Annotated in this window: 15 protein-coding genes; 8 read left to right on the forward strand and 7 right to left on the reverse strand. The window is 62.3% G+C overall.

The genetic code is table 11. The annotated features are described in order from the left end of the window. Positions 1 to 173 precede the first annotated feature (173 nt). Positions 174 to 1,256: a methyltransferase domain-containing protein gene (locus FYC77_RS01510; RefSeq protein ID WP_149079838.1), complete on the forward strand. Its 1,083-nt coding sequence runs from the start codon at positions 174 to 176 to the stop codon at positions 1,254 to 1,256. A 51-nt stretch (positions 1,257 to 1,307) separates the two neighbouring features. On the opposite strand, the gene FYC77_RS01515 is transcribed toward FYC77_RS01510, so the two are convergent. From FYC77_RS01515 to FYC77_RS01525, 3 genes are all read right to left on the reverse strand, one after another. Continuing rightward, a complete protein-coding gene (locus tag FYC77_RS01515; protein ID WP_149079721.1) occupies positions 1,308 to 2,309 on the reverse strand; it encodes an ornithine cyclodeaminase family protein in 1,002 nt (333 codons plus the stop codon). 327 nt (positions 2,310 to 2,636) lie between these two features. Continuing rightward, positions 2,637 to 4,301: a thermosome subunit alpha gene (thsA, locus tag FYC77_RS01520; RefSeq protein ID WP_149079839.1), complete on the reverse strand. Its 1,665-nt coding sequence runs from the start codon at positions 4,299 to 4,301 to the stop codon at positions 2,637 to 2,639. 205 nt (positions 4,302 to 4,506) lie between these two features. Then, positions 4,507 to 5,067, reverse strand: coding sequence for a KH domain-containing protein (locus tag FYC77_RS01525; RefSeq protein ID WP_149079722.1), 561 nt, complete (start codon positions 5,065 to 5,067; stop codon positions 4,507 to 4,509). Between the two features lie 191 nt (positions 5,068 to 5,258). Between FYC77_RS01525 and FYC77_RS01530 the strand changes: the two genes are divergently transcribed. From FYC77_RS01530 to FYC77_RS01555, 6 genes are all read left to right on the forward strand, one after another. Further along, entirely contained in the window at positions 5,259 to 5,834 is a 576-nt protein-coding gene (locus tag FYC77_RS01530; protein ID WP_149079723.1) for a DUF4870 domain-containing protein, read from the forward strand. 144 nt (positions 5,835 to 5,978) lie between these two features. After that, a complete protein-coding gene (locus tag FYC77_RS01535; protein ID WP_149079724.1) occupies positions 5,979 to 6,698 on the forward strand; it encodes a carbonic anhydrase in 720 nt (239 codons plus the stop codon). Positions 6,699 to 6,828: 130 nt separating this feature from the next. Further along, positions 6,829 to 7,047: a hypothetical protein gene (locus tag FYC77_RS01540; RefSeq protein WP_149079840.1), complete on the forward strand. Its 219-nt coding sequence runs from the start codon at positions 6,829 to 6,831 to the stop codon at positions 7,045 to 7,047. 51 nt (positions 7,048 to 7,098) lie between these two features. Then, positions 7,099 to 7,293 carry a cold-shock protein gene (locus FYC77_RS01545; RefSeq protein WP_005554588.1) on the forward strand — a complete coding sequence of 65 codons (195 nt, stop codon included), beginning with the start codon at positions 7,099 to 7,101 and terminating at the stop codon, positions 7,291 to 7,293. A gap of 101 nt (positions 7,294 to 7,394) precedes the next feature. Next, the gene (locus tag FYC77_RS01550) at positions 7,395 to 7,760 is read left to right on the forward strand and encodes a cupin domain-containing protein (protein ID WP_149079725.1); all 366 of its coding nucleotides are present in this window, start codon (positions 7,395 to 7,397) and stop codon (positions 7,758 to 7,760) included. A gap of 165 nt (positions 7,761 to 7,925) precedes the next feature. After that, positions 7,926 to 8,696 (forward strand): DUF6517 family protein, encoded by a 771-nt coding sequence (locus FYC77_RS01555; protein ID WP_149079726.1) that lies wholly within the window; start codon positions 7,926 to 7,928, stop codon positions 8,694 to 8,696. Between the two features lie 412 nt (positions 8,697 to 9,108). On the opposite strand, the gene FYC77_RS01560 is transcribed toward FYC77_RS01555, so the two are convergent. The 4 genes from FYC77_RS01560 to FYC77_RS01575 all read right to left on the reverse strand — a co-directional run bounded on the left by FYC77_RS01560 (position 9,109) and on the right by FYC77_RS01575 (position 15,452). Beyond that, positions 9,109 to 11,175, reverse strand: coding sequence for a DEAD/DEAH box helicase (locus FYC77_RS01560; protein ID WP_149079727.1), 2,067 nt, complete (start codon positions 11,173 to 11,175; stop codon positions 9,109 to 9,111). Positions 11,176 to 11,318: 143 nt separating this feature from the next. After that, positions 11,319 to 12,791 (reverse strand): PAS domain S-box protein, encoded by a 1,473-nt coding sequence (locus tag FYC77_RS01565; protein ID WP_149079728.1) that lies wholly within the window; start codon positions 12,789 to 12,791, stop codon positions 11,319 to 11,321. Then, positions 12,788 to 13,846, reverse strand: coding sequence for a sensor histidine kinase (locus FYC77_RS01570; RefSeq protein WP_162354463.1), 1,059 nt, complete (start codon positions 13,844 to 13,846; stop codon positions 12,788 to 12,790). The genes FYC77_RS01565 and FYC77_RS01570 overlap by 4 nt, the downstream gene beginning before the upstream one ends. Positions 13,847 to 13,898: 52 nt before the next feature. Continuing rightward, complete coding sequence (locus tag FYC77_RS01575) at positions 13,899 to 15,452, reverse strand: ATPase domain-containing protein (protein ID WP_338016477.1); 1,554 nt, start codon at positions 15,450 to 15,452, stop codon at positions 13,899 to 13,901. 138 nt (positions 15,453 to 15,590) lie between these two features. On the opposite strand from FYC77_RS01575, the gene FYC77_RS01580 reads away from it, so the two are divergent. Beyond that, positions 15,591 to 16,478, forward strand: a complete 888-nt coding sequence (locus tag FYC77_RS01580) for a DUF7504 family protein (protein ID WP_149079731.1) — start codon at positions 15,591 to 15,593, stop codon at positions 16,476 to 16,478. Positions 16,479 to 16,650 lie beyond the last annotated feature (172 nt).

Genomic DNA, 16,650 nt, shown 5'->3' on the forward strand with positions numbered 1-16,650 from the left:
TATTTAAGGTTTATAAAGGTTAGTACCGGTACCTGATATATCCGGTTTATTTTGCTCTTCGGGTGTTCGAGCTATCTCCCGCCGGTTTTACTCGCCCCGGTGTCACCTCACTCCGTTCGATCGGTCGCTCGAGAAGCGGTAGGCTCATGGCCGGGCCGGGACGACGGTCGAACGTGTATCTCCTCGAACTCGGCGGCGAGGACGACGAATTTGCGGCCTGCGAGGCGGCGAGTGCGGCGACCGGCGTTCGTCCGATCGCGCCCGGCCTCGCCGTCGCGCGCGGCGTCGTCCCCGAACGCGTCCGCGGGCTGGCGTACACCCACCGGGCGAGCGAACTCCTCGGACGGACCGACGCCGACCTCGAGAGCGCGCAGGCGTTACTCGAGGCCGCCTCGATCGATCGCGAGGGGACCGTCGCCGTACGGGCGACGGACGTTCACGGTTCGACCGGGATCGACACCGCCCGCGCCGAGCGCGAGCTCGGTCAGGTGCTCGTCGACCGCGGCTTCTCGGTCGACCTCGAGGGGCCGGATCACCTGTTGCGTGCCGTCTTCTCGGCGGGGCGACTCGAGCAGTCGGACCCGCCGACGGACGACGGAAACGGGGACACTGAGGACGAACGCCTCTCCGTCTGCGCGCTCGGCTGGCTCGCCGCCGAGAGCGTCCGCGACTTCGGGAGCCGCGCGCCGACGGACAAACCTTTCTTCCAGCCCGGGAGCATGGACCCACTGCTCGCGCGAGCCGTCGCGAACGTGGCGGGCGCGCGAGCCGGGAACACGATTCTGGACCCGATGTGTGGAACCGGTGGCGTACTCGTCGAGGCGGGCCTCGTCGGGGCCGACGTGATCGGAACCGACGCCCAGCGAAAGATGGTCGACGGAAGCCGAGAGAATCTGGCACAGTTCCTCGAGGGGGACGCGCTCTCGCCGACGGGCGTCGATTGCGGTCGCTGGACTGTCGCCCGCGGCGACGCGACCCGGCTCCCATTCCCCGACGACGCGGTCGACGCGGTCGTCTTCGACGCACCCTACGGCCGCCAGTCGAAGATCGAGCGCCACCGCCTCGAGGATCTGGTCTCCGGCGCGCTCGCCGAAGCTCGCCGGGTCGCTCCGCGTGCCGTCGTCGTTGCCGACCGATCGTGGACCGAGGCGGCTCGAGACGCGGGCTGGGAACTCGAGTCCACGTTCGAGCGGCGGGTCCACCGCTCGCTGACGCGGTACGTGATGGTACTCGAGAGTCCCCACCAATCCGTATGAGGCGATAAGGCAGATGCCGCTTCCTCGGGGGTGCAGGCTTTCGGCGTCCGCCTACGAGACCGAGTCACCGACGCCGACGAGATCGAACTCAAGTCCGGCATCCGTCTCGCGTGCGCGCTCGTAGACGACCCGTGCCGCGGCGACGTCCTGAATCGCCAGCCCGGTCGAGTCGAAGACGGTGACGCCCGTCTCCGGCGTTCGACCCGATTTTGCCCCGACGACCAGTTCTCCGATCTCGGCGTCGATGTCGTCGTCGGTGAGTACCCCCTCGGCGTACGGGACGTTGATCTCACCGGAGTGGGTACACTGCTCGTAGTCGTCGATGACGATCGTCGCGGACTCGAGCAACGCATCGGCGAGTTCGTGTTTTCCGGCGGCGTCGGCACCGATCGCGTTCACGTGCGTGTGCTCCCCGACGTCGTCGGGGCCGACGATTGGCTCCTCGACGGGCGTCACCGTCGAGAGGACGTCACACTGTCCCGCCTCCGAGATCGACCCCTCCCGGACGTCGAACTCCTCGGCGTAGGTGTCGACGAACCGCTCGACGCGTTCGTCGTCTGCGTCCGTGATGACGACCTCCTCGATCGGTCGAATCTCGGCGATGGCCTCGAGTTGGGTGTACGACTGGACGCCCGCGCCGACGAGACCCAGACTCGAGGCGCCCTCGACCGCGAGATAGTCGGTGGCGACGGCGGCGGCCGCCCCGGTGCGTTTCATCGTCAACGTCGTTCCGTCCATGATCGACAGCGGGAAGGCGGTCTCGGGATCGGAGTAGATCATCGTCCCCAGCACCGTGGGGAGGTCGTGCTCCGTGGGGTTGTTCAGGTGGACGTTGACCCACTTGATGCCGGCGGCGTCCCACTCGCCGGTGTCGAGATACGCCGGCATCGACCGGAAGTCGCCGTCGTAGCGCGGAAGCTCGATGTAGGATTTGACCGGCATCTGGGTATCGCCGCGCTCGAACGCTCCGAACGCCTCCTCGACCGCGTCGACGACGTCCGCGAGTCGGGCACAGTCGTCGACGTCGTCGCTGTCCAGAAGCAGCGTGTTCATAGTGGCGAATTTTGCGGGAACCTACTTAGTTCGTAGTGAAGTGGCCCCGGATCGTCGACCGGACCGACCGTTGTGCTCGAGGTTCCAGCGGTAAGAGCTTAGCTCGTCGCCCGAAACAGGACGGCCGGGGTCCGGTACGATGTCAGTCGTTCCTCGTCGTCGGATTCGTAGCGAAACGCGAGCACGTCCTCGAGGTCGCCGGGGGCGTCCGACAGCAGCGACCTGATCTTCCGGGGGCGGCCCGCAGAGCAAAATTTAGTTCTGGCTCGCGGCTACGCAGCTCGCCTTTACGAGGTTCTCACTCGCTTCGCTCGTTCCGAACCTCGCCTACATCATGCCGCCCATGCCACCGCCCATGCCGCCCATGCCGCCGCCCATACCGCCGCCTGGGCCGCCGGGCATCTCCTCGTCATCGTCGTCGTCGGCGACCGCGAGGTCGCCGGCGGCGATGACGTCGTCGATGCGAAGCAGCATGACTGCGGCTTCGGTGGCGGACTCGATCGCCTGGGTCTTCACGCGCAGCGGTTCGTAGACGCCTTCCTCGCCCATGTCGATCGTGTCGCCGGTAAAGGCATCGAGACCGGCAGCCTCGTTGCCGCCGTCGTGATCGGCACGGAGTTCGACGAGGGAGTCGATGGGGTCGAGTCCGGCGTTCTCGGCCAGCGTACGCGGGATGACCTCGAGGGCGTCGGCGAAGGCTTCGACGGCGAGCTGTTCGCGGCCGCCGACGGAGTCGGCGTAGTCACGCAGAGCCAGCGAGAGTTCGACTTCGGGTGCGCCGCCGCCGGCGAGCACCTTGCCGTCCTCGACGGTCGTTCGCACCACACCGAGGGAGTCCTCGATGGCGCGGTCGATCTCGTCGATGACGTGTTCGGTGCCACCCCGCAGGATGAGGGTGACGGCCTTGGCGTCCTCGACGTCCTCGACGAAGATGCGCTGGTCGCCAGCGATGTCCTGCTGGGCGACGTTGCCGGCGAAGCCGAGGTCGTCCTCGCTGATGTCGTCGACCGAGGAGACGGGCCGGGCACCGGTCGCGCGGGCCAGCTGGCTCTGGTCGCTGGATTTGACGCGGCGGACGGCGATGATGCCTTCCTGGGCGAGGTAGTGTTGGGCCATGTCGTCGATGCCGCCGTCGACGAAGACGACGTCCGCGCCGACGTCGGCGAGCGTCTCGGCCATCTCGCGCAGTTGGGCCTCCTCCTGTTCTAAGAACTGCTCGAGCTGGTCGGGGTCGGTGACGTTGACCTCGGCGTCGATCTCGGTCTCTTTGATCTCGAGGTCGCCGTCGATGATCGCGACCGACGCGTCCTCCGCGAAGTACGGCATGTTCTCGGAGACGCGCTCTTTGTCGACGATGACTCCTTCGACGAGTTCGGAGTTCTCGATCGAACCGCCGACGACCTTCTCGACTTTGATGTTGTCCGTGTCGATGCCGTCCTCGTCGGCGACGGACTGGACGGCGTCGACGACGAGTTCGGAAAGCAGGTCACGAGCGCTCTCTGCGCCTTTGCCGGTCATCGCTGTCGCGGCGATCTGGTGGAGGATCTCGTCGTCGTCTTCGTCGACGTCGATGGCGATCTCCTCGAGAACGTTGGTGGCCTCCTCGGCGGCCTGGCGATATCCTTGTGCGAGCGTGGTTGCGTGGATGTCCTGCTCTAAGAGTTCCTCGGCCTGGCTGAGCAATTCACCAGAGACGACGACGGCGCTGGTGGTGCCGTCGCCGACCTCGTCTTCCTGGGTCTCGGCGACTTCGACGATCATGTCGGCCGCCGGGTGGTCGATCTCCATCTCGGAGAGGAGAGTCACACCGTCGTTGGTGACGATGACGTTGCCCGTCGAGTCGACGAGCATCTTGTCCATGCCCTTCGGGCCGAGTGTGGTTCGTACGGACTCGGCGACGGCCTTGCCGGCCTGGACGTTCATCGACTGTGCGTCTTTGCCGGACGTCCGCTGGCTGTCCTCCGAGAGAACGATAAGGGGCTGATTGCCCATCTGCTGTTGTGCCATAGTCAGGGAAAGATTGATTGTTATTCTATATAAATCTTTTGAGTGCGTACGAGGCGAATGCCCCTACGCGGGTATTACCTGGCAGATCCTGCTGAGGTCATCCGCCGTCATTTATATTGTAACCGAGGGGATGTCGAGCGTGAGAGGTCTCGTCCCGACCGATCACGGATCGAATAGAAGGCCGAGCCGATTAGGCTTCCTCTGAGCCGGGAAACCGGTGGTACTCCAACCCCTGGTGTTTCATCTCGTTGTGTCGTTCCTCGAGGAACGAGTAGACCGCACCGTGTGGTGCGCCGTCTAAGAGCATCTCCGCGGCGGTACGGACGGCGTCGACCTGTTCGGGCGCGCCGATGATGCCGAGCGTCGAGCCGTAGATGACGACCGATGCGCCGGAGAGTTCCTCCATCAGTTCGCGGGTCCGCCCCGATTCGCCGATGAGGCGGCCTTTCTGCCGTTTCATGTCGTTTTTATTTCTCGAGGCGGCGTCGATATCGACGACGTCGAACAGCATCATATCGTCCTCGAGCAGCCGGAGCGCGTCCTCGGGCGGGAATCCGCGCCCGATCGCTCGAACGATCTCCGGGCCTTTGAGGCCGCGAACGGGGTCGCCGACGGCGTCGACCGCAACCGAGCCGTTCTCGGAGTCGATGTCCAGTCGAACTTCGGCTTCCGCCTCGATTTCGCGCATCGTCTCGCCGCCCTCGCCGATGAGAACACCGATTCGGTCCTGCGGAATCTTCACGTGCTGCATGTACCCGGCTACTCGCTCGGCGAGGTTAAGCGCTTGGACCGCACTCCGAGCCGCGTTCGGTCGTGTCCCGGCGACCCGTTCCGACCACTGCTCTCTCGAGAAGCCCGTGGCGATGCGAGACGACGACTGCGGATGGGCGCGACGCGTGAGGGTGGCGTAGTATTTTCCCGCTCGCGAACGACCGGACGAGTATGACCGGTGACGACTGTTGGCGCTGCAGAGCGGACGTCGATTCCGACGCGAACTTCTGTTCGGAGTGTGGCGCGGAGCTGACGGAGAGCCGAGACGACGACCGTGCGCCGGTCGAGAGAGGTGCTGACAGGAGAGCAAAAGCGTTCAGAACCAGCAGGGCGAGTGAATACGAAACTGGCAGTGAGAGCGGATACGGTCCCGATCACGACGTCGAATACGATCCGGGCCAGAGCGAATACGACACGAGCGGCGGCGAGATAGACGGTACGAACGACGACGAACTCCTGGCCGCGGCCGCACACCTCCTCGCGATCGTGACGTGGGTCGTCGGCCCGGCGATCGTTCTCGTCGTCACCGACGATCCGTTCGTGGACGAAAACGCCCGCAACGCGTTGAACTGGCAGATCGTTTACACGGTCGGCATGATCGCGGCGACGCTTCTCTCGGCCATCCTGATCGGGATTCCCTTCTTGATCGTCCTTCCGTTCGTCAACGTCGCCGTCTGTGCGATCGCCGCGGTCAAAGCGTACGGCGGCGAAACGTGGACATATCCGTTTACCCCCGATTTCGTCTGATACGGATTGCTATCCCTGCGTACCGCACACCGGAGAACGGATCCCGGATGCGGCGATACTGCTGGACAGCAGACCGTATGAGCGTTCGGCCCCACATCTGTACGAAAAGAAACTATTTTGTTCGCCCTCCGTGCTCGTTACGGTATGGTTGATGAAGACGATCACGAACACGACGACGAGGTGCTAGAGCAACTGCTCGGGGGGAACGAGGTGCACATCGATGGTCTTCCGTCCGAACACTTCTCGGCGGTCAAGTCCGGCCAACATCCCGAGGTGGTCTCGGTCTGTTGTTCGGACTCGCGGGTCCCACAGGAGCGGATGTGGGGGGTCGAAGATCCCGGAACGGTCTTTACGCCGAGTAACATCGGCAACCAGGTCTGGGACGACGACGGGGGCGAGCGGATCGTCGACGGGGGCGTCCTGTACCCGATCCACCACGCAGGAACCGAGGTCGCGGCGATCGTCGGTCACACCGGCTGTGGAGCGGTGACGGCCGCCTACGACGTCGCGACAGGTGCCGACGAGCCCGGCCCACGGGGTGTCGACAAGTGGATCGACCTGCTCGTGCCGGTCGTCGAGGAAGCCCTCGAGAGCAATCTCGTCGACGCGGACGCAGACCGGGAGACGGTGATCAACCAGCTCGTCGAGTACAACGTCGACTATCAGGCGACGTTCCTCCGAGAGTCCGAGGACGTCCCCGAGGACGTCGACGTCTACGGCTTCGTCTACGACTTCCAGGGGATCTACGGCAACGAGGACGGACGGACCTATCTCGTCAACGTCAACGGCGAGACGGATCCCGACGTGATCGCCGACCTGATCCCCGACCGGTACGAGACGGCGACGCACAGTCTGCTGTACTGACGCCACTCCGAGCCTCTGGTCTCACCCCGGACTCACACCGACAGCACTCGCGGAAATCGACCGCCACCGGTCGGACGACGGATGCACTCGGTATCGTTTTACCGTCGGCGCCGAAAGTGACGACATGACGATGCGCTCGCTCCTCGAGTCGGACGTCGGGTTCTACTACGCGATCGGCGCGTTCACGCTCGCCGTCTTCGTCGCCGGAGTGGTCGGACTCTGGGCGATAGGTTCGAGCGGTGTCGGGACCAGAGAGCTGATCGGACTCGTCGTCGGGTTCGCCGCGTTCATGCTCGTCTACGTCGTCTCGATCGCCGTTCGACGCCTCGAGAAGGCCGAAGACGTCTGATCGCCGAGAGTCGGAGCGTTTATACGTGTGTAGGAACTCCCTTCAAAGGCAATGGCGAAAGGAACCGTTGATTTCTTCAACGACACTGGCGGCTACGGATTCATCGAGACTGAGGACGCGGACGACGACGTGTTCTTCCACATGGAAGACATCGGCGGCCCGGACCTGGAAGAAGGACAGGAACTCGAGTTCGACATCGAGCAGGCCCCCAAAGGCCCGCGCGCGACGAACGTCGAGCGCCTGTAAGGCGGATTCGTAACGGTATCGGCACTTGACTGCAGTATTTTACACCCGCAAGCGACAGCGCTGTCGGGAGATTTAGGACGCTATAGGTCACAGACTCCCGTATGACCGAGCCACTGGTTCGTTCGGCAGACGAGATCGAGTACGAGGCGGTCGACGCCGCCGACGGCATGCAAAAGGGCGTCCTGATCGACGAGCGCGACGGTGCGCCGACATTCGCGATCCGTCGGTTCGTCCTCGAGCCGGGTGGAGAGGTGCCCGAGCACACGAACGCCGTCGAACACGAACAGTACGTCCTCGAGGGGAGATACACGGTCGGTATCGAAGACGAGGTATACGAGGTAACGGCGGGCGACTCTCTGTTGATTCCCGCCGACACCGTCCACTGGTATCGAAACGACGGCGACGAGCTAGGTGCGTTCCTCTGTGCCGTTCCGAACGGCGACGACGAGATCGAACTGCTCGAGTGACCGGTCCCGTCCGATCGCTCACGACGTGGGCGTTGCGGGCTGCTGGCGGCGAGGTGCCAGCGTCGTCTGGGATCCGAGAGACGTGTCACCAACACGTGTCATGAATTTGGCGTCGATTCGCCGTATCGGTACACTCTTGGGGCCGAATTCGCCATTGCCACCAGGATGAAACGACGGCACCTCCTGGCGAGTTGCGGAACGTTCGGGCTCACGGCGGTCGCGGGCTGTCTCGGCGCGGCCGGGTTGGCCGAACACGAAGCGACGCCGGCCGGTGTCGCGCCGGCGACTCGAGCAGAGACCGGGTACGAACAGACGGGAATCGAGGAGCTCGCGGTCGAAGAAGAGGTCGAAATCTCCGTCTACAGCGAGACGGTCGTTGCCCGCAACTATCTGGTCGAACACGAGAAAGCGATCGGCGTAGAGCCACTCGGTGAGCAACGCAGCGCCGTCTTCACCGTTCTGACGACCCCGAAGGTCGACGTCGCCGGTCGGGAGTTCAATCCCGTTCGAGAGATGTCCGCACGCGAACTCGTCGAATTGATCGAGGGAAACTACGACGACCTCGAGAACGTCGAGCACGAGAGGGACGACGACGTCGAGATCCTCGACCAGGAGACGACGGAGTCGCGATTCAGCGCTCGAGCGGCGTTCGGCGGGATACCCGTCGACGTCAACGTCCACGTTAGTGAGGCGGTCGAGACCGCCGAAGACTGGGTCGTGACGATCGGCGTCTACCCCCAGCAGGTCGCGCCTCGAGAGGAAGACAACGTCCGATCGCTGATGGAAAACGTAACCGAGGGCGTCGACGAAGACGAGACGGTCGACGGCGGAGAGGACGGTGAACGCGCATCGAACGGCGACGAGGTGGGAGATAACGAGAGTGACGAAGACGACCACGAGAACGGAGAGACGGACGACGGAATCATCGACCTCTGATACGGACCACTGTCCCTCAACACCGTCGCAGTTGGGATCCTGCAGTCGTGCCGGAGCGGCGGGCCAGCGGTTCGGACGTGAACCGTCACTCGAGACGGGTACTGGGTCGTCAGACACCTTCGGTTACCATCGCCTGAGACGTCGTAGCTGAATTGTCTCTACGCTCGAGTCTCTGTGTATCCCACCGATCTGTCCCTCATTCCAGCCATATTAATTACACTAGTCAGTGGTGGTTCGTTCGAGTGCGACGTGTGAGAGGATGACTAGTTTTGCATCCTCTGGGGAAAACTGCCAGCCTCAGCGGAGCTAGTGGATTGACGTGGGATTCGTGCAGCGAGAACAGTCACCGCACGAGCTAATGTGGTATTCGACTCCATCTGCGTTGTGTCTCTATCCGGCACTCGGCGTTCGACTACAGGTCGTCGTCGCGAAGCTCGATATCGGCGACGAGGTCGTAGGGGTGGGCGTCTTTCCGGATACCGTCGATGAGCGTGAAGGCTTCCCCAGGCTCTAAGAAGTGCTCCGTGACGACGCGACCGAGCGGGGTCGGCTCGAAGCCGTCGATGAACTCGTACTGTAACAGCTTGCCGACTGCGTGTTTCGTCGGTACCTCGCCGAGCATCCGATCGTTGAGCGCCTTCGCCGACTTGCCGGCGACGGCGACGTTCGCGAGCGTCTCCTCGACGGCGCTTCCCTCGTCGTAGTGGGTCATCACCGACTCCATCTCGCCTTTGAGCAAGGTGAACGCGACCTCGTCTTCGGTCATCTCCATCGAGTTGTGGTACGAACAGTCGGGTTCGACGAGGACGTAGACGGTCCCTTCGTCGTGATAGTCCGGACGACCCGCACGGCCGAGCATCTGGGAGAACTCCTGGACGGAGAGCCACTCGATGCCCATCGCCAGCGAGTCGAAGATCACCTGGGAGGCTGGGAAGTCGACCCCGGCTGCGAGTGCAGCCGTCGTGACGACTGCTGCGAGGTCCTGTTCGCCGAACTGGCGTTCGACCGACTTCCGGCGTTTGTAGTCGAGTCCCGCGTGGTACGGCGCCGACGAGTACTCGAGTTTCCTGCTGATCTCGTGACACCGCCTGCGGGAGTTCGTGAAGATGATCGTCTGGCCGCGATACCCTTTCGACGATTCGGTGTCGAACTCCCGTTTGACGAGTTTGTTCTCGACGCGTACCTTCTCCTGGCCGTCGGCGAACGTCACGTGTCGTTCGATCGGGACGGGTCGTTCCTCGAATTCGATGAGTTTCGCCTCGAGCGCTTTCGTCAGCTGTTCGGGGTTGCCGACGGTCGCCGAGAGGTAGATCCACTGGGCACCCTGGTACTCCTCACGTCGTTTGGCTCGCTGCTCAGTCGTGTACTTGAGCCGCGAGATCAGCCCGTCGAGACGGTGGCCGCGTTCGTCCTCTTTTAACGTGTGGACCTCGTCGATGACGACGGTCCCGATGTCGCCCATCTCCTTGCCCGTCCGCAGAGCGTGATCGATCCCCTCGTAGGTGCCGACGATGACGTCCGCGTTCGGATCGAACCGGTTGCCGTCGTCGTTGATCCGGCTCGCACCCACCCGGATGGTGACGTCGACGAGGTGGCCGTACTCCTCCTGGAAGTCCTCGTACTTCTGGTTCGCGAGCGCAACGAGCGGGACGAGAAACAGCATCGTCCCCTCCCCGTCGAGAACCCGGTCGATACCGGTCATCTCGCCGACCAGCGTCTTCCCGGTCGCCGTCGCAGACACCACGAGCTGGTCGTCACCGTCGATCAGTCCGTTCTCGACGGCGAGGCTCTGGACCGGAAGCAAGGTCTCGAAGCGGTCCTCGAGCAGTCCCTGGAGATCGGGGTGGAGATCCAGCGAGTCGACGCGGACGGGATCGACCTCGTCGGTCGTCGCCGAAATCGTATCGAACTTCGTGAGATCGGGATCGAGCCGCCCCTCGAGCAGGTTGACGATCCGCTGGAGGTCCTGGACCTCGATCATGAGTTCCTCGAGGCGCTCTTTGGCGTCGCCGGTCACCGTTCCCGCCCCGGAGTAGGTGAGTTGGCGCTCGAGTTCCTCTCGAGCGCAGTCACGACAGATCCAGTCGCGGTCGTCTTTGACCGCCGTCTCGGTCGTGATCGGCGAGTACCGTCCCGCGGAGGCGCAGTACCGGCAGGTCCGGACGGCTTTTGCCTTCTGCTCGAGTTGGTACCCCGAGAGCATCTCGGTCAGTTCCTCGCGAGCCTCGGGTGAGGTCTGCTCCGAGATACGAATCCGCTCGGCTCGCCGTGCCAGTTCGACGAACTCGTCGGGCTGGCGTGGCTCCTCGCTCGAGCCCTGTTTGAGTCGGAACTTGGCCGGCCGGGGGCCGGCGGACGTCTCGGAGAGGCCGAGTTTCGCCCGGAATAGCCGCTCGCCGCCGCGCTGGACGACGACCAGGAACTCGTCGCCCGTCTCGTGACAGAAGATCGTTTCGACCTGCTGGACCTGCTTCGACACGGACGCATCTAACGGGGATGGATACTTGAGCGGTTCGGACCTGGACGCCACTTCCGACGTTTCATACGGATTGTTGCCTCGATCTCCCGGCGCCCCTGAGCTCGCGGCTGGGCCAGCACTGACTGACGGGAAGCCGTCTCAGTTCACTTGACCGTTGGTAACGTGACTCTGACCGTGGTTCCTCCCGTATCTCCCTTTTCGACGGCAACCGAACCACCGGATCGCTTGATGATCCAGTAGACCAACCAGAGACCGAGGCCGCTTCCATGATAGAGGTCGTCGATTGCGTCGCCACTCTCTAACACGGCACGATCCATCTCTGGGATTCCGTTTCCGTTGTCGATGACGCGTATCTCGACGTGTTCGGTTTCTACCGTAACCGAAAGTGAGACTGCAGGTGTCTCGGTATCGTTGTGAACGATCGCATTTTCGATCAGTTCTTCAATCGCCTTGTGGATATTCGTCGTCGCCGAGACGATCGCTTGGGTGGGAACGTCCACGTCGACCTGTACATCCGGGACGCCGGCAGTGACCGAGCCAGCGGATCGCGTGACAGTATCCACGATATCGATCCGCCGAATATCTGGCTGCTCACTCAAGACGTCAGTGATCGCCCGGGACTTCTGACTCGTGGTTAGGAGGTTATCGGACAAGGTACTGATATCCTCGGCAGCGTCAGCCGCTTCTCCCGTCGTCTGAGACTGGATCTGTTCCGCCTGACCACGAATCACCGTCAGATTGTTTCGAAGGTTGTGCCGCAGGATCTGATCGACCACCCGAAGCTGTCGATGTAACTCTATCAGCTCAGTGATATCTGCTTGAATTGCGACGAGTGCCTGGACCGTCCCGTCGTCCGTGATCGGTGATATCGTTTGATGGGCGGTGTAGAGCTCTCCGTCTTTTCGTCGGTCGACGATCTCCTCTTCCCAGACTTCCTCCGAGAGTACCGTTTCCCACAGCTCCGTGAAGTAGTCAGAGGGCATCTCCCCGGAGTTCAGAAGATTCGGCGTCTGACCGATCGCCTCCTCGCGCTCGTAGCCCGTCAACTCCTCGAAGGCAGGATTGACGTACTCGATCGTGCCATCTGGGTCGGTAATGTAGACGGCATGACCCGACGCCTCGACGGCCTCCTTGAACCGCCGGAGTTGCTCAGTCCGTCGTTGTAACTGTAGGGACTGGTCGCGAAGGCGAAGTAGTGCCTTGATCCGCCACCCAAGTTCGGCCCGTCGAATCGGGAGCGACACGATCTCGTCGACCGTGGTCCCGAAGACGTTGTCGACAATCTCACCCCGGTCTGTCTCGATGATTCCAGATCGACGTTCGGGCAACAGGAGGAGGACAGGAAAGAGCGCCGGTTCAGCCTCGGATTTGACCCGCCTGAGCTCGTCCGCGTGTCGTCGTAGCCCACCGTGGTCGACGATACAGAGGTCACACTCGGCCGTCTCGAGGCCCGCTCCGGCATCGACGACCCGGTAGAAGTCGTGCTCCGACAGCCACTCCTTTAGGACACGGTGATTTCCGTCCTCGGCGACGAGCGGATATATCCTCGCGGATTCGACTGACGAAGACGATCGGGGGTCGTGGTCGTCGTTCGCGTCCGAATCGTCCGGCGTCATCGGTCACCCACCTGGGAGTCCGTCGGGAGTGTGACGACGACGGCGGCACCGCCGTCGGTGGAGTCAGTGATTCGAACGGTACCCCCGTACTGCTCGACGAGCGTATCGACGAGGTAGAGCCCGACGCCAGCACTCGGATGGTCGAGTCCGTCCTCGGTACGACCGAGCACCGCATCCCGACGGTCTGACGGAATGCCGGGTCCGTTGTCGGCGATCGTGACGACGACACTCGCCGTCCGTCTCGTGACCGTGACTGTAACGCGGGGCGTCCTCGAGTTGTTGTGCTGGACGGAATTGTTTAACAGGTTCCGGAACACTGAGGAGAGCAGTTCGTTGGCCTGAATCTGTACGGGAGGTATCTCACCGTCGACGACGAACTCCGCGTCTTCGAACAGCGAGCGCCGTTTCACGATTTCGTCGGCCAGTGCATTCTCGAGGGCGATCGGCTTCAGTTCCGGGTCGTCGTCCATCTCGAGGATCTCGACGAACTCGCGAACGGCCCGCGTCAAGTCCACGACGTTGTGACTGCTGTCGAGTACTCGCTCACAGATCTCCTGGCCGGCCTCGTCGACGTGGTCCTCGAGCTGTCCTGCCCAACCAGTAATGACGTTCATCTCGTTTCGGATGTCGTGGCGGGTAATCCGATTCAAAAGCAGGAGTTGCTCGGTCTTCTGGGCGACCGCAATCGATTGGTCCCTGATCCGACGGAGGTTCTCGAGTCGACTTCGAAGCTCGACGTGCTCGATCGGTGTCGTGACGACTTCATCGACGAACTCCCAGAGGTTCTGGTCCATCGTGTGGCGGGCCCAGGCTTCGACCGAGGCGAAGTCCGAGGCGGAACTGACCAGCAACACTGGCAACGCACCGGTTTCAGCACGCCGACGGTCACGGACGACAGTCACGTTCTGTCGGAGAGTACGCTCGTCGAGAACACAGATATCGTACTCGGCGTCACGGAGACGATCCTGCCCCCCGGAAACAGCCACGTACTCCTCCTGGGCGCGCACCCACTCGAGGAGGACTCGTCGGTTACCGGGATTCGAGATCGCGGGCATGACGCGGGTCCTCCTCACTGTTTCCGAGGGAGGTCCCGCCGATTCGTGGTGCTCACTCGTCATCCGTCCAGGTGGGTGTGCCGGTCAGGATACCACGAAGGTCGGACATCGGTTCGCCGACTGTCAGCCCGTGTTCAGTAATCTGTAGCTCCCGGAGCCAGTTTTCGTAGTCACTCGTGCGCATCTTGAGGACGCCGATCACCTTTCGGAGCTCCCCTCTGTATTCGACGTGGCGGAGAACGACGATATTGTCGGCAAGGTGGCTCATCTGCTGTTCCGTGGCCCGGAACTCGCCGGTGATCTGATGAACCTCGTTCGTGACTACCCCGGTCACGCCCATGTTCCGAAGGTATCGTCCGATCTTGATCAGGTGTTGTGTCGCGTCGCCTCCCGTTCCTCGAAGCGCTCGTTCGTATCCGCTGACGCCGTCGATCATGATAATCTCCGATCCTCGATCTTCGACCTCCTGTCGGAGATAGTGGGTAAATTCGTCGATCGTGAGCGCGTCCGGGCTGATCTCTTCGATATGGAGTGTTCCGCGCTCTATCATCTCTTTGACTGGAATATTGACAGCCTCCGCCCGCTCGAGCATGGTCGAACGACTCTCCTCGAAGCTGTAGAGGACCGACCGTTGACCACGGCCAGCGGCTTCTTTCATGAACTGGAGACTGGTGGTCGTCTTCCCGACTCCAGTCGGCCCACTCAAAAACGTGACCGTTCCCGTCGTGAGTCCACCGCGGAGGAGCGAGTCGAGTTCCGGGACGCCCGAGGAGAGTTTCTCCAAACTGAACTCCCGCTCGTGGTCGTCGGGGACCAGTCGGGGCCACACGCGCATTCCGTCGTCGGTAATCGTTACTGTGTGAGGCCCTCGCTGTGCAGATGATCCACGGAACTTCGAGACGTCGAGCGTCCGCCGACGCTGATTGTGGTCGAGACTGATGACGGTATCAACGAGAAACTGCAGGTCGTCGTCGGGAACAGAGTCAGCAGCTTGTGACGTTAGCAGGACCGTCGCCCCCTGCCCTTTGAGAAAATCGAGAAGTGCAAGGACCTGTGTCCGAAACTGATGTTCGTCCATCGTTATATATCTAAGTTCCGTGATCGGATCGATGACGACCCGGTCTGGAGCCAGTGTTTCTACTTCGTCACGGATATTCTCGACGAGCGATGGGTTTTCTGTCTCGCCGGACTGGAAGAGGTCGTATGTCTGGTCGGCGCGAAACTCTTCTCCGGTCGGTGAAAGAGTGAGAAAGTCGACTGGGCCGATATCCAGTCCGAAACTCTCCGCGGTATCGCGAAGGTATGCGGTTGGTTCACCGAGATTGATATAAAGTCCCTGATCCTCAGAACGTACGCCCGCTGCAAGAAAATGAAGGCCGAAAATCGTTTTTCCTGTTCCGGGTGAGCCCCTGAGGAGCGTCGCAGAAGAGGGGAGAAGCCCCCCGTCGAGTATCGTGTCGGCCTGTCGGATTCCAGTCTCGATTCGCCTTCGGCTACTGAAACGGCTCATGTGATTTGGTAATATAGTCACTATATATAGGTTTGGGCTACCATATAAGGGAATTAGACTCAAGTAATATCTATATATAATGTCGATATCGAACATCCTTTGGACATACGTCTACTCTTCTCTCAGCATCATGTGGATGAGACGATGAGTCTGTCTGTTCGGCCACAACGGTGAAGGTCGAGAGTTCACTTATCACGAGCACAACCGCAGGCCACGCCTCGAGTGGAACATCCGATGAACCCGACCTCACCCGACGCCGTCGATCCGCCCGCGAACGTGCTGTTGGTCGACGGCGAGTCCCACGGGTTGGGGTCGTGTGCGGATCTGTATCACCGAGGTTCGATCGACGCGTTGCTCACGGTATCGACCGGCGAGGCTCGAGCGGAGCCGCCGACTCGAGCGGCGGTCGACGGACCGGTGGAATCGATCGTGGTCGGTGAGCGACACGCGGAGACTGACGACCGCGGGATGTCGGGCGGTCAGCAGTCGATCACGGATCCAGGCGACCTTTCGGCGATCGGAACGGCCATACTCCGGTGGTGTGCCCGATGGTCCGACTCCGATAGACAGATCGCGATCTGTTTCGACTCCATAGACGGCGTGCTCGAGTACGCGTCACCGAGCGAAACGTACCAGTTCGCGGAGGCACTGACGAGCCGACTTGCGGATGCGGGCGTCAACGCACACTTTCACTTCGATCCTGCGAGCCAGGAGTCACAGGTCGCCTCGACTCTCGAGGAGATTTTCGACGAGGTGGTGACTCTCGATGGACCCGAGGACGACGACCGCGAAGAAGAGGTAGCGGGCGAAGAGCGTTCGACCGAGACGGAGAGCGACGACGGACCGCTCGATCGGATCGCCGAGGAGCGTTCGTTTTTGACCGAAACCGCGACGGAGTCACAGCCGGAGGCCGACAAGTTCGTCGAGGCGACCGACGCTGCAGTCGCCGCTGCGTTCGATGACGATCGAACCGACGAGTCAGTCCCGTCGTCGGAACGGGAGTCGGACCGCGAGTTACCGGAAGCGACCGACGCAGTGGTCGCCGCGGCGTTCGAGGAGAGACGCGACGACGAGCGACCGGAGTCGGGTTCGACGGAAACCGACTCGACGACCGACGCGTAACCGCTCGAGGGCGGCGGAGACGGCCAGTTAGAGGACTCCGGAGACGAACGGCTCGAGGGACGACGGTCGGACGACGCCGACGAGTGGAACTGGGAGTAAGTGTCATCGAGCACCGAGATGGGATCGGGGACGGAACGAAACTCTTTATGATGTGCGCCCGAAATGGTGGAGT

The organism is Natrialba swarupiae, assembly GCF_008245225.1.
GTDB lineage: Archaea > Halobacteriota > Halobacteria > Halobacteriales > Natrialbaceae > Natrarchaeobius > Natrarchaeobius swarupiae.

Bases quoted from the DNA above. Each gene is read 5' to 3' on its own strand.
- thsA (WP_149079839.1), bottom strand. From the start codon at position 4,301: ATGGGCAATCAGCCCCTTATCGTTCTCTCGGAGGACAGCCAGCGGACG.
- FYC77_RS01530 (WP_149079723.1), top strand. From the start codon at position 5,259: ATGACCGGTGACGACTGTTGGCGCTGCAGAGCGGACGTCGATTCCGAC.
- FYC77_RS01525 (WP_149079722.1), bottom strand. From the start codon at position 5,067: ATGCAGCACGTGAAGATTCCGCAGGACCGAATCGGTGTTCTCATCGGC.
- FYC77_RS01515 (WP_149079721.1), bottom strand. From the start codon at position 2,309: ATGAACACGCTGCTTCTGGACAGCGACGACGTCGACGACTGTGCCCGA.
- FYC77_RS01550 (WP_149079725.1), top strand. From the start codon at position 7,395: ATGACCGAGCCACTGGTTCGTTCGGCAGACGAGATCGAGTACGAGGCG.
- FYC77_RS01535 (WP_149079724.1), top strand. From the start codon at position 5,979: ATGGTTGATGAAGACGATCACGAACACGACGACGAGGTGCTAGAGCAA.
- FYC77_RS01555 (WP_149079726.1), top strand. From the start codon at position 7,926: ATGAAACGACGGCACCTCCTGGCGAGTTGCGGAACGTTCGGGCTCACG.
- FYC77_RS01540 (WP_149079840.1), top strand. From the start codon at position 6,829: ATGCGCTCGCTCCTCGAGTCGGACGTCGGGTTCTACTACGCGATCGGC.
- FYC77_RS01565 (WP_149079728.1), bottom strand. From the start codon at position 12,791: ATGACGCCGGACGATTCGGACGCGAACGACGACCACGACCCCCGATCG.
- FYC77_RS01545 (WP_005554588.1), top strand. From the start codon at position 7,099: ATGGCGAAAGGAACCGTTGATTTCTTCAACGACACTGGCGGCTACGGA.
- FYC77_RS01580 (WP_149079731.1), top strand. From the start codon at position 15,591: ATGAACCCGACCTCACCCGACGCCGTCGATCCGCCCGCGAACGTGCTG.
- FYC77_RS01570 (WP_162354463.1), bottom strand. From the start codon at position 13,846: ATGCCCGCGATCTCGAATCCCGGTAACCGACGAGTCCTCCTCGAGTGG.
- FYC77_RS01575 (WP_338016477.1), bottom strand. From the start codon at position 15,452: ATGTTCGATATCGACATTATATATAGATATTACTTGAGTCTAATTCCC.